10 protein-coding genes and 5 pseudogenes are annotated in these 12,655 nt (G+C 55.8%); 7 read left to right on the plus strand and 8 right to left on the minus strand.

Annotated features, from left to right (window positions below; all coding sequences use genetic code 11):
- Positions 1-2,065: 2,065 nt before the first annotated feature.
- Positions 2,066-2,365: a DUF932 domain-containing protein gene (locus BLX89_RS25140; protein WP_245292896.1), complete on the minus strand. Its 300-nt coding sequence runs from the start codon at positions 2,363-2,365 to the stop codon at positions 2,066-2,068.
- A gap of 8 nt (positions 2,366-2,373) precedes the next feature.
- Positions 2,374-2,673: a DUF945 domain-containing protein gene (locus BLX89_RS25145; RefSeq protein WP_245292897.1), complete on the minus strand. Its 300-nt coding sequence runs from the start codon at positions 2,671-2,673 to the stop codon at positions 2,374-2,376.
- A gap of 1,068 nt (positions 2,674-3,741) precedes the next feature.
- Between BLX89_RS25145 and BLX89_RS21855 the strand changes: the two genes are divergently transcribed.
- The gene (locus BLX89_RS21855; protein ID WP_158025990.1) at positions 3,742-3,948 is read left to right on the plus strand and encodes a helix-turn-helix domain-containing protein; all 207 of its coding nucleotides are present in this window, start codon (positions 3,742-3,744) and stop codon (positions 3,946-3,948) included.
- A gap of 556 nt (positions 3,949-4,504) precedes the next feature.
- Here BLX89_RS21855 and BLX89_RS24430 read toward each other — a convergent pair.
- The 5 genes and pseudogenes from BLX89_RS24430 to BLX89_RS21880 all read right to left on the minus strand — a co-directional run.
- Positions 4,505-4,699, minus strand: a pseudogene (locus tag BLX89_RS24430) (transposase); the annotation flags it as partial.
- A 402-nt stretch (positions 4,700-5,101) separates the two neighbouring features.
- Positions 5,102-6,355 (minus strand): ATP-binding protein, encoded by a 1,254-nt coding sequence (locus BLX89_RS21865; protein ID WP_075293101.1) that lies wholly within the window; start codon positions 6,353-6,355, stop codon positions 5,102-5,104.
- 86 nt (positions 6,356-6,441) lie between these two features.
- Positions 6,442-6,848, minus strand: a pseudogene (locus tag BLX89_RS25150) (lysozyme family protein).
- A gap of 22 nt (positions 6,849-6,870) precedes the next feature.
- Positions 6,871-7,026: a hypothetical protein gene (locus BLX89_RS21875; RefSeq protein ID WP_425348632.1), complete on the minus strand. Its 156-nt coding sequence runs from the start codon at positions 7,024-7,026 to the stop codon at positions 6,871-6,873.
- A gap of 37 nt (positions 7,027-7,063) precedes the next feature.
- Positions 7,064-7,735 (minus strand): annotated as a pseudogene (locus tag BLX89_RS21880) (IS30 family transposase); the annotation flags it as partial.
- 354 nt (positions 7,736-8,089) lie between these two features.
- Between BLX89_RS21880 and BLX89_RS21885 the strand changes: the two are divergent.
- The 6 genes and pseudogenes from BLX89_RS21885 to BLX89_RS21910 form a co-directional block, all read left to right on the plus strand.
- Positions 8,090-8,329, plus strand: a pseudogene (locus tag BLX89_RS21885) (type II toxin-antitoxin system ParD family antitoxin); the annotation flags it as partial.
- A gap of 21 nt (positions 8,330-8,350) precedes the next feature.
- Positions 8,351-8,629 (plus strand): annotated as a pseudogene (locus BLX89_RS21890) (type II toxin-antitoxin system RelE/ParE family toxin); the annotation flags it as partial.
- A gap of 288 nt (positions 8,630-8,917) precedes the next feature.
- A complete protein-coding gene (locus BLX89_RS21895) occupies positions 8,918-10,033 on the plus strand; it encodes a PAS domain-containing protein (RefSeq protein ID WP_198935188.1) in 1,116 nt (371 codons plus the stop codon).
- A 12-nt stretch (positions 10,034-10,045) separates the two neighbouring features.
- The gene (locus BLX89_RS21900) at positions 10,046-10,492 is read left to right on the plus strand and encodes a response regulator (protein ID WP_075293102.1); all 447 of its coding nucleotides are present in this window, start codon (positions 10,046-10,048) and stop codon (positions 10,490-10,492) included.
- A gap of 270 nt (positions 10,493-10,762) precedes the next feature.
- Positions 10,763-11,122, plus strand: coding sequence for a DUF4174 domain-containing protein (locus BLX89_RS21905; protein ID WP_158025991.1), 360 nt, complete (start codon positions 10,763-10,765; stop codon positions 11,120-11,122).
- 550 nt (positions 11,123-11,672) lie between these two features.
- On the plus strand, positions 11,673-11,969 hold the full coding sequence (locus BLX89_RS21910; RefSeq protein ID WP_143523724.1) for a hypothetical protein: 297 nt from the start codon (positions 11,673-11,675) through the stop codon (positions 11,967-11,969).
- Here BLX89_RS21910 and BLX89_RS21915 read toward each other — a convergent pair.
- Positions 11,929-12,654: a winged helix-turn-helix transcriptional regulator gene (locus BLX89_RS21915; RefSeq protein ID WP_075293186.1), complete on the minus strand. Its 726-nt coding sequence runs from the start codon at positions 12,652-12,654 to the stop codon at positions 11,929-11,931. The genes BLX89_RS21910 and BLX89_RS21915 overlap by 41 nt on opposite strands.
- Position 12,655 lies beyond the last annotated feature (1 nt).

Here is a 12,655-nt window from a genome sequence, read left to right on the forward strand (position 1 = left end):
TCTTCCAGCACCATGATGGGCGCGAAGGCGGTTATGGTCTCGCTCAGCGTGGTGTGTCGAGATGAGGCAATGACACGAACCCCCAGCGCCTGAGGGGTCGTGCATGTAGCGGCAGGTTGCGGAAAGCTTCACTCCGGGTTCGAAAACGGGCGAGGTCATGGGGATCCATGAGGCGGGGAGGGCCGCAGAGCTTGTTCCAATCCAGGCGAAGCAAGGCGGGTGGCCGGGAAAAAGTAGCCCGTGCCGGAAACTGCGCGACCTCCCGCAGCCGATAACTCGGCTGCCTTTACAGACTCGCCGTTCCGGCACCGGCTATCATCAACGTAGAACGGTTACACGCCATCATCGCGCTGGCACCGCCGACCGACCGAGGTCTGTCCCGACGTTCCGAGATGCCTACATTTTTTTTGCTTTGAAGATTGCCCCATATCGCCAATGCGAAGGAAACGATCCTGGCTCGTTGGATCGGGGGGGTGAACCGACAGGATGCGGAGCAACGATCGAACTGAGCAAGCGGCGCTTAGCACAGCTGGCGTCTAGACATCACTGGCGAGTATCGGAGAAATCAGCATCGCGCCGTCCTGCGGCCGAAATGTCAGGAATTCTCGATGCGCGAGAGCGGAGGACGGTAGCCGCGGGAGGCACAGTGTAGCGGCCCGAAGGGGAAGCCGGGACCGACTACCGTCGCTCGTAGCGCTCCGCTTGTTTTGGGGCGGGCAGGGGATTTCGATAGGTGTGGCGTCGGGCGTTCGTCGACCTGGAGCGAACCGCTCGATGGGCCAGACCCAGGTAAGTAGAGAGACTCCCGCCCGCCGTCATTGACCTCACAGCTCCCCTCAGCGCGGACTCTGGGCTCGATCGCATATGGTCGACGATCACTTGTTCAGTCGGCAACCAACGGAATCGACGGAAACGGCCTAAACCGGCTCTGCGCGCGCATTGAGTGCGGCCGACCGGGCGGGCGGTGGCCGACTAAGCGATCGAAGAAGATCACCATCATCAAAAACACGATTGTTCTTCACACCGGTCCTGAAAACCCGTCAGCGCTATTGAGGGCGGGTCCCCTCCGCGCGGCTACCGCTCTCCCCCGGTTGAGTACCGAGGGCACGTCGCGGCAACTGTGAAAAAAAGTCCCTCGCCCGAGCCTCCGGCCGACGCATCAGTAATGCAATTTGCCTCATTCTATAAGGTTATTTTGGAAGCGCTCGCTGCTTTTATCGACGAGATGCTATTTGGCCTGCCCACATAAGTTCATTGTGATTTCCTCGGCCGACGACAGGAGGGGAGGGCTTTAACGCTCCTCTCGCACCAAAAGGCGTTTGTTAGGTGCGGGTTCGAAGCGGTTATTGGCACTGGTGCCCGTCACCCGGGGAGGAGAGGCCGGCATGAGATTATCGGATGAAAGCACGCTTCCGGTGAACGAAATGGCTCGTAGCCGTAGCCAACCTCCGCCAGCGCAAAACCATGTCGGCATGGTTAAGGGCACGTAGTGTTTAGCTTCTGCTGAGTGTGCCGCCTTCGTTGAAGAGGATGAAGGTGGAAAGCTCGGTCATGGTCTGTTGCCTGAGTTTGCGTTTTCCAAAAGGTGCGCCCTCAGGCGAATGCACCCTCCCTAGCGGCCGTCGTTCAAGTCAAGGATCGAGGCGAGAAAATGATGACGCGCCGGAGGCGATGGTCCCGCATCCCAGTGCGCCATTGAGTGTTTCTCCGCCCAAACAATCGAGCAACTTCGAGGGGAGGGCTCCGCGTCATCGCCCCCCCGACGATACGCTGACAAAATATTGTGATCGACACGGCGGGTGAGCCAGACGAACTGTCGTCCTGATCTGTGTCATGGGGGGAGATTAGCTCGAGGGATTGGGTATGGGCACCCTTCATCCTGGCTCGCGCCGCTCAATGCGGCAAGGGGCAGGCAATGGGCGGCAAGTCTCCTTCATGAACCCAAGCGGGACGTGAGGAGGAGAGAGGGGAGGGGAGGGGAGGGGGGAGCGATGCGTCGCCGCTACGCCGACGGCGCATCCGGCTTCTATTTCGCCTTCAGCGCCGTCACCCATTCACCGAGCAACTACAGGGCCTTGTTGAGTTTGATGTGATGATCGGTGCCGGTCACAGCGCGGACAAGCAGTTGTTCCGCCTTGATCGACGTCGTCGTCTCGCCTTCAGTGTCTCCGAACCGCAGCACGTGGGCAGCATCTGCCAGAATTCTCCCTTCTTCCGTGTCCATGCGTATGGCGTACCAAACCTGCGGCGCAACCAAGGTGCGTTCGGCCTTGCCGAAAATGCGTTTGTTACCTTCAATGACCTTGTGCTGTACGTCACGGGAATGGCGCACTTTAATGGCGTCAATCGTGTCGGTCTGCGCCACCAAGGAGTTCAGGCAGCGGATGCGAAAAAGCTCAGCATCAATCCGTAGGCGCTGGTTCCGTCATCACCGTTCTTCAGGAGGATCTCGCAAACGGTGTCGCCGACATTATAGACCTTGCCATCATCGACACCGCGCAGAAGGATGAGGTGCTTGGTAAAGTCGGCTTTGCCCTCGATGCGGCTGCGGGACCCCGGCAAACCATTTCGGTACATCGGGTAAGGCGGGCTTCCCGCGGCTCGTTGCGCCGCGCCTGCGCCGTCCTCACGGCGCTGCGGCTGAAAAACCAAAGCGGAACTAAGAAGCGGCATCATATAGTTCTGACGTTGGGGCGCGATGAATGGCGTCGCGGCGGTTCATGCAAAAGAGATAATGGGCGTCCAACTAGCACCTGGAACAGTAATCCTCCCTGAATTATTAAACGAAATTGACAGACCGGGTAATATTGACAGACCGGGTAATTATGTCGGTTGCGTAAATCTTATTGTTGGCTCGGCCGTAGCTGCTACTGCAAACCCGGAACTCCATGGACTAGATTACCCTCACCTATATCGGCTTTGATTTGTCGAGCCTGCTTCTTGTCTGGTATCGTGACGCATTTAATCGGTGGCGCTTTCCTCACCGTCCGCCTACCTTTTATGCCAGTGGCCACCATGACCTTTAGCATACCTGTCCGCGGAGTGACGTTGCTACATTCCCAAGCAGGGTAAGCCGATTGACAATGCGCAAAGATTTAAACCTTCCTTAACCGAACAAAACGGTCTATCTCTTAACCCCGAACCAATGCCGCTCGGTTCGGCCTGACGTGTCATTCTTGATGTCGAAATAGTATGGCTCTGACCTGAGCGGTCGAGAAATGGAAACCGTGTGTATACAGCCTCGCTGCCGATCAGAGTTGAAGAGACCGTGCGTGCTACCTTGGCATACGTTCACCGTCTTCACGCACAGATCATCCTCTCCGGTGAAGCCATTGCGGCCCCTGCTGTGCCCGACCCGGTAGCCTTCTGGGCACTGGGCATATCTCTCGTAGCCCGGGGCCGTCGTTCCGGCTTCCGGACAGGTCGGCCAGTCGAAACCCGGTTTCCTCATTGCAGAAATCAGCCGGTTCATCGGTGGATGACAGGCGGGCACGCTCCTCCACGACGGATTGGAAGACGAGGCGCACAGGAGGACTTCACAACCCCACTCGCCTGCAGAAGCCGGGGAGGGGAGGCTGGCGATCGTCAGAAGCATTCCCAACATAACATAGACGGATGTGGCTTTGGCGGACATCGCAACCTTCTCATCGCACACACAGTTCATAAATTATAGTTTATTTTGCAATGGCTAGCAAGCGTAGGAAACCTGATACTGATCTTGGCACCATGATTCTGCGAAACATGGCCATGGTCATCGAGCGCGAGCGGGAAAAACGCAGCTTGACAAAAAATGACATGGCGCGCCTTTGCGAGATCACGACGCCGTTTTATTTCGCGATTTTGAACGCGACCGCTAACCCGTCCTTGCAGGTCATAACGCGGATCAGCACAAACCTAAAAATCCCGCTGCAGGAACTGATGATGGGCGTGAAATCCAGCGACAGTTGAATTTGTTGTACATTCTGCTGCGTCATCTCAGCGATGAGGTTGCGCAGAACGTAAATTATAGTTTTTTCTATTCTCCAGGCTTCATGCCAGATACGACAGGCTGTTGAAGGGAGAGGAATACTCGAAAATACCCGATCATTTCAGAGCGGCCCAGACGGCGTGCACCGTATTGTCAGCAGACCATCCGATCGGGCGCAGCGCCTTCACCGGATCCTGCGCGTTCTTTTGACCCTCCGGTGTGAGCGTGCCGACGACTTCGCCGCGCGCCCGGAGAGGCGCGTGGTCCGACTGGACTATCTCCAGAACTGACTGAAAGACGCTCGGAGCGCAGTTTACCCGCTGAAGCGCCACAGGGTTCAGGCGATCACCGAAAGCCCGTTCGGAAGTGAGATGGAAATCAGGCCCGCCAAAAGTGAGATGTTCGGACTTTCGATGGAGGACTGGGCAGAGATGTTTTCCGATCACTGGGCGGCCATCTGCAAACAAGGTCAAACACCCGCGACGTGTTGTGGAGGAGCTAGCCAAAGTGCATCGTGCCCGCTTTGGAGGATAAGGATCACGCTCTAGCCTGCAAATGTGCCGCAAATGCCTCGGTCGGCGTCATGTATCCGAGGCATTTACGCGGTTGATCGTTGAGGTGGCGTGTGAGCTGGAGAAGGTCGCTTTGCGAGACGTCCGCGAGATCTGTGATGCCGGGCAAGTAGCGTCGAATGCGCTTGTTTGCATTCTCGACGGTCCCTTTCTGCCACGGCGGCCCGAATTATGTGCAACGCGTTATGCGACGCCCGATCTGTTAAATCACAGTAGCGCCGGCGAATTCCAAGTGGTCGTATTAATTTTGTAGGGCGGTGATTTTCATTTCCGACTTTTGTCCCTGAGCCATTGCCAAGGGTCCGGCTTCTTAGGGCTGAAACAGGTTATGAGGGTTCGCGGACAAAAGGAATGTACGGCGGACTGCCAAAAGCCCGAGCCTGGCAAGTTATGGAGGGGTTCCTACGCTCACCACGCGGATGGTCGAACTTGCGGAGATCTGAATTCCCGCTCATCGGGCATCACGCAGGCCGCGCAAGCTTTAAGACGTTGGCGCGATCATCAAAGCATCTATCAATTCCCAGCATAACTCCCAACCAAGCAAGCAACCTAACAGTGCGCGTTACATGGACCACAGAACCGATAGCGGTGCTGCTTGCAGGCGCTCGGTGAACGGCGTGATGCGGTCATGATCATGCAGGACGAGGCCTCTCACGAAACGATCACCGACCGCTGCCTGCAATTGACGTAACCCGCGAAAATCATCGGCCTTTACGGTCGCAGACGCCTTCACTTCGATACCGATGATCCGCCCACGCCGATCCTCAATCACGACGTCCACCTCATCCAGATCCTTCGTTCTATAGTGCGAGAACGATACGCGTCTCTCCGACCAGGATGCCAGTTTCATCAGTTCGGAGACGACGAAACTCTCTAGCAGGGCGCCAAATCGGGTCTTGTCGTCGGATAGCCTCGCCAACTCGTCTTCGCGCAACGCCGCTAGAAGTCCCGTATCGATGAAATGGAGCTTTGGCGTTTTGACAAGCCGACTGAGCCGGTTGTTCGACCATGGCACCAAAGTTTTGACAAGGAATAACCGCTCCAGGATGGCTATGTATTTCTGGGCGGTGACCCCGGACAATCCCAGTGCCGAACCAAAGCTGCTATTGTTGATCAATTGCCCGGCGTGTTCTGCGAGGACGTTCAGGAGGCGGGGCAAACGATCGAGCTGATCGATCTTGGCAATGTCGCGCACGTCGCGATCCAGGATCAGACTGACATAGTCTTCAAGCCACGAGACGCGCCGCGCCGACGTGGTTCGCCTCAAGGCTTCAGGGTAGCCGCCGGCCAAGACCATGTTCATGAGTGCCTGGCCCTGAACAACCTCACCATCAATCGCTGGTTCTTCCTCCGCAAACAATCGATCGAGCATAAGGCCCGGACTTGAACGGATTTCGGCTTGGGCAAAGGGAAGAAGCGGAATGACTGCCATTCGGCCGGCGAGCGAGTCAGCAATGGCCGGAATGGTCGCAAGATTAGCGGAGCCCGTCAGCAGAAACCGTCCCGGCTCCTGATCGTCATCCACGCTTGCCTTAATTGCGAGCATCAGATCGGGGGCTCGTTGGACCTCGTCGATCACCGCTCGCTTGATCCCGCGTATAAACCCTGTGGGGTCGGCTTTGGCGGCATTTAAGGTGCCCGCATCATCCAATGTGATATAAGGTCGATCCCTGTCCGAGAACATGCGCGCGAGCGTCGTCTTACCAGCCTGCCGAGGCCCGGATATCAAAACCACACGGGTATCGGCCAGAGCTGCCTCGACAAGAGGCAAGGCTTTACGATCAATAAGGGACTTTGGATGCGGATAATCGGCCATCCGGCCATTCTTAACTCATAGTCCGTCTAATTTAAAGCGTGGTGCCGTCCAATTTTAATTCAAAGAGCGAACAACCCTAAGCCCCGTCACTTCTGGCCGCCGATTCTCGTCAAGTCGATCCGGATACCGGCGTTGTCCGGCTCGATCAGATCTTCCTCCGGTTTCAGCATGATGTTGTCTTCCTCACCTTCAGCAGCATCGTCACTCTCCACCGCCGATCCCTGCAAGATTGCTCTACCCGGATCCTCAGCCTGAAACACACTCTCACCCTAGAACTTGCGGGTCCGCCAGGCGTGGATCGCGTCATTGACGAGCTGCGAGAACACTTCCTCGCCCGTTGGATCTCATACCACTTCGCAACGATACGAAGGATCTTGGCGAACATCGCTGTGCCCATCCGCAGATTGGCGCAAGGGTCAACGAGATCGATGGCCTGCACGAACTGCTCGACGATGGCCGGTTTCAATGATGGGGCGGCACATTCCTTGATCAGCGCAGCATGCGAGCTCCATGTTTCAGATGTTAAACGAGATGACGAGCGGCACGTCGAACAGGCGTGCCCAGGCCTCGGCGCTCGCCTGCTGAATATCGATGATCGACGTCCCCGCAGTCCACAAGCCGCTCCCGACTGCGACGATGGCCTTGGGCCGGTAGAACGCCGATTGCAACACCGGCCAGACGAGGAGGTGCTCGTAGCAGGCCAGTGGCGCGACCCATGATCGGACCAGAGTGGCGGCTTGGGTTCTTGATCAGCACGAGGTAGCGGCTCTTGCGCTCGACAAGCGAGGTGATGTTTGCCTCGCCGAATGGACGCTCAAAGATCAGGAGATCGCCTTCCCAGTGGCCGAACTGCAGTCTTTGCCCAACAATATCAGGTCTCTTTGAGATCCGATGTGTCGATGGAAACGCACCATCTCGTGGTTTCCTCGACCGCAATGGACGACGTTTGCGGCGCGCTTCCGGCAGGTATTCATAGAGACCTAAGCCGTAATCCTCCTTGTTGTAGATGAAGCGATAGATCGTTTCCTTGCAGACACGAACCAGGGATATGCCGTCCGAAACCAGGCGTCCGGCAATCTGCTCCGGAGACCAGCGAGCCTTCAATTGACTAATGATTTCCTCGCGCAAATCGGGATGACGTCTGAGCTTCCTCAGTCTGCATCGCCGTTCCCGAGCCAGATCATTGGCAAGCGTGCTGTAGTAGCCGTCATAGTCTGGCAGTTCACGATCATGGAACGTATTGCGGTTGATCTCGCGATAGATCGTCGAGCGATGACGACCAAGTAAACGCGCCATCTCGTTGATGGACACTTTCGCAGTCATCAGCTGTTGAAGGCGTCGGCGATCGGCGAGGGTGATTTGCGTGTAGCATCTGGACATGCCAAAATCTCCAAAGTGAAGCCATTGAAATTACTGGCATGTCGCGCTTGGAAATAGAATGTACCCCAGCTACAGAATTTGTCAAAGCTGGTTAGAGACGCGTGCTGACCAGCCTACAGAATTTTGTGAGATAAGCATAATTATGGAACTTTTTTGTTTGCAAAGCAAATCAGGGTGTGAATTTTAACATCAACTGTTGATTGCCACTGAGAACTGACCCGGCGTTGGACTGAACCCCTGAGGCTGGACCACGAGATCTGGAAAAACTGATACACTCTGGAGTGAACCCTTCGGGCTGGACCAGGGGACACGGAAAAACTGATACACTCTGCGGGCCTCGATCGGAGAAGGCTCATGAAGTCCCGAGGTTATATTCAGCGGCTCATGGACGCTGGCCGCTACTGCTCGAAAAGTGAAATCCTGCGTGAGGGCGTGCGGCTCGTTCAAGACCGTGAAACGCGACTAGCCGCCTTGGATGCTTCAATTATGCGCGACATCTCTAATGCGGACAGCGGCCGGACTAAATCGGCCAGCGATGTGTTCGACCGTCTCGACGCTAAGTACCGTGCAATGGCTGACAAAGCCGAAAATTCCCGCATGATCCTTGAGTTTACCAGCGAGGCCGAAGGCGATCTTGAGCAGATCGCCTATGACATTGCCGAGCACAATCCACGGCGCGCTCATTCATTCGTTCGAGAGCTGCGGAGCCGATGTGAAGATCTCATTAGTCACCCCAACAGCTTCGCCCTCGTTCCTCGCTATCAACAACATGGGATCCGTCGACGCGTTCACGGCAACCACCTGATCTACTATCGCGTTGAGCCCGCCAAAGTGGTCATTATCCACATCCCGCAGGGCGCAACGCGCGAAGGCCTATTACTTTTTGGAGAATGATCAAATCAGGTCGATCTGAGGCGAAGCGAAACACGAAGGGAGTAGCTGCTTTTAGTGTCAACTGCAGATCAACGGAGAGCAGTCGATCTATCTGCAGGTGTTTCATTTCGCGCTGTTCCCGCCTTCAACGGTCGAGATGTAGCGTGGAAAAGCTGCAAAACAAGCATTTCGTTGTTTTACAAGAGATGCTTTCCGTCAAAGTGACAACTCTTGAAAACCGGAAGACCGCGAATAGATACCGTGGACCACGATATATGCCACAAGGTTTGCGACCAAGACCCGGCCCGGATGACGAACATAGAGGACCGAAAACATATCAGAGACGCGCGCGATGCCGGCGATCGGCTGATTGCATCACGCGTTCCTGGAGATCCTTTCGCAGCAGCCTTCAAAGCGACCCGAATGCCGATGCTGATTACCGATCCGCGGCAGGACGACAACCCGATCATTTTTTCGAACCGCGCTTTCACTGAGCTCACCGGGTACAGCCAAGCGGAACTGGTCGGCCAGAATTGCCGCCTTCTTCAAGGACCGGATACGGACCGCGCTGCCGTGCACAAACTCAGAGAAGCGGTGCGTGGCGAGCGCGATGTTGCTGTTGATATCCTGAACTACCGAAAGGACGGCAGCACCTTCTGGAATGCTCTGTTCGTCAGCCCGGTCCGCGACCGTGACGGCGCGGTTATCTACTTCTTCGCGTCTCAGCTCGACTTCACTAACATAAAGAGTAAGGAAGCGGAGTTGGCAACGGCCCGCTTTATCGCCGAAGCAGAAGTGGCAAGACGTACAGCGGAACTAAGCGAAGCTCTGAGTGTAAAGACGGACCTGGTTCACGAGGTCGATCACAGGGTCAAGAACAACCTTCTGACGATAGCGTCGATCATCAAGTTGCAGATGCGGAGGACTGCGGACGGCACGGTAGAAAGAACGCTCAAGTCAGTTCTCGACCGCGTAGAAGCGTTGAGTACGGTGCAAAGAAAGCTTCTAAACGACGAACGCTTTGGACGTTTCGACGTCGCAGAGTTCGCGGGTGATCTCGCCGTCGATATTGTGGGATCGCTAGGGCGTCCGGATATCATCCTTACGACGGATCTCCACCCTGTAATAGTTTCCGCGTCCAAGGCCTCCCCGCTCGCACTGATCGTCAACGAGCTTTTGGGAGATGCCGTGCGACGAGGCCTGAGCGACGGAGGCGGAGAGATACATCTCGAAATTCGCCGCCTGAACAGCCATTTGCTCATCCGGGTCGTCGATACCGTGACTCCTGTCGACGTGGACAAGGAACAGAACGACTTCAGTCGTGCAATGCTTGATGCTTCACTCCGTCAGTTGAATGCCAAGATCCACCGCCAAGTGGAAGGCTACCGAACAGATGTCCGTGTGACCCTCCTCGTTGACAATTAGAAAGGAAGCGGTTTGAGAACGTTGATTGTCGAAGACGAGATGTTGCTTGCCCTCGAGCTCGAAAGCGAGGTGGAAGCCAGCGGCCATGAGGTGATCGGGGTCGCGTCTGACTTTGCCGAAGCGATACGCCTGATAGGCCGGCAAGCCCCGCAATTCGCGTTCGTGGATATCCAGCTGCGCGACGGACCGACCGGGATCGAAGTCGGGCGTCATTTGGCATCGGTCGGCATTCCGTACGTATTCGTATCCGGTAATCTCAAGCGAATCCCGGAAGACTTTGCTGGAGCGATCGGTGCGATCGAGAAGCCCTATACGATGAATGGGCTTCAAAACGCGCTTTCTTACATCGATGCATTGTTGGATGGTGCGCGCCCTTCGTCCGCTCCGTCTAGCCTCGTCTTGTCCCACCTTCCATTTGTCATGGAAGCGCAGCCCAGAAAGACGCGGGCAGCACGCTAAAGAATTTCCGCCTGTTCGAACAGACGACGATGGGTCGTGGAGCCCTTTATGGCGGGAGGTTTGAAGTTGACCCTTGCATGCACGATCCCGACGAACAAGCTGACCGCCTGTGAACGTGGCGCTAGGCCTATTGTCAAGTCAAATCGTAATAGAGCGCGGATCTACCATTTTGCCAGCTGCGACGTTATCGCCGCGATATCTTGAGACCCTGTGATGCGATCCGTTGTCCTTTCTGCCTTGTCCTCCCTTATCTCAACTCAGGTACTCGCCATGGACAGTCTTTCCCAACTAGAATGGAAGAACCGTGTTGTCCTCGTTTTCGGGCAGACATATGACGAGAAAGTGCTCCAGCAGATCGACCTCCTGAAGAGTAAAGAGAACGAACTTGCCGATCGGGACATGGTGATCATCCGTGTGTCAGTCAATGAAGTTCATGCCGTTTATGGCAAAGCTTCTGGACTGGATGCTTCCGCAATTAGAAGAGAAGCTCACATGCGCGACGAACGCTTCAAGGTACTTCTCATTGGCAAAGACGGTGATGTGAAGCTCCGAAGCGACAGAATCGTCGGGGCCACAGAAATGTTCGGCCTCATCGACAGCATGCCTATGCGGAACGCAGAAAAAGGCTAGCCATAATCAGGCCCGATGCTCTGCCGCGTCGGAATCGCGCTCGCGACGGCATCAGCAAGTTGAAGTTTCGTGAACGGCTTCCCGATGCGGGGTACGTTTGCTCCCGCTCCATCCGAGAGCTGCGCCAAGATGTCGGCAGGCGTGTTAAGCGCTTCTTAACATGCACTACGAGCTGAACCCCGATCATTTTCAACATGGAGTTCGATGTATCAGCAGAATACCAAAAACGGCGTCATTCGCGGGAAAGAATGGTCGCCCTACCCTGTAGCTTTGCGTACTGAGCACTTCACTCCCCTGTGCCGTTGCCGAAGCTCATAAGATCCGAAGGGGTGCGGAGCTCTCTCTGGTCCTAAAGCATGCAGCGGTGTGACGACGGGATCGGACTAAGTGCTATGAGATACCTCACTGCAGATGGAAACACCGCATCTGCACGCCTTTCAACCAATCAATAGAATACACGTATTTCCATCCCACACTACGGCCTTGCAGATGCCGGCCGAGAACGTTATTAATTTCCAGCGACATATAGCCAGGGACGGCACGATATCGGTTGAAGAACGATAATGGTGCGCCAACGTCCGGCAATCAGCCCCATTTCAGTCCATCGCCGGACGCGTTGGAGGTAGATATGTCGCGCGATATAAAACTGCGAGCTTCGAAAAACAAAGAACCGAAGCCGGGCTTCGACGGAGATATCGATACGTCTGGAATGACCGCAGTAGCGGTTCAGATCTTTGGTAGCAACGCCCCTACTGCTGTCGCATATTGCGGCTTGGATGCCTGGCTCGAAGGCGACGACAAGAAGGTCAGGTTCTGGGGTGAGGTCCTGAATCGCCTGGCGACGTGACATCCGCGATGTCATGTCGCTTGCGAAGCGCGTAGCCGGAACCCCTGACGGTCCTTATAAGGTCTGGCCCGAACCGTGTCAGGGTCCGTCGGATATGACCCAGGTGAATGTCAACGGTCCGCGGCTCAACCTCGATATTTTCGGGCCAGCAACACTCAATGAATTCCTCTCTCGTACAAGCGTCGCCCGGGCGCTCCAACATGTGGCGTAACAGCCTGAACTGCAGCGGTGTCAGCGGCACCTCCAACCCGCCGCGCAAAACTTGCATACGGGCGAGATTCATCTCGATATCCGCGTATTTGAGTGTGGTCGCTGAAGTCAACGAAAGCCCAGCAGTTGAATCTCGGTAGCGTAATTGCCGTAAGAAACGCACCAGCTTTGACGGATTAAAAGGGCGGCTTAGCAGAAGATCATTGCAGCCAAGCCGATCACTCCATTGTTGATCACGTCTCGACAAAACGACTAGAGCCGCTTGAGGGAACGATTGGCGCACCTGCAACAGCGCCATTGGACAGGGCGCGCCCGAGACATCAATGACTACAGCCGCATAGTCTGCTTCGTCCGCTTGTGCACAAGCGTCGTTGTCGCCCGCGAGGACAACCTGGAATCCCTCAGCCGCAAAGAGGTGTCGGATGAACAGAAAGAGCTGTGCGTCGCTGAACCGAGCAAGTACCTTTTTCGCCATG

This window comes from Pararhizobium arenae, from assembly GCF_001931685.1.
In the GTDB taxonomy this organism is placed as follows: Bacteria; Pseudomonadota; Alphaproteobacteria; order Rhizobiales; family Rhizobiaceae; genus Pararhizobium; species Pararhizobium arenae.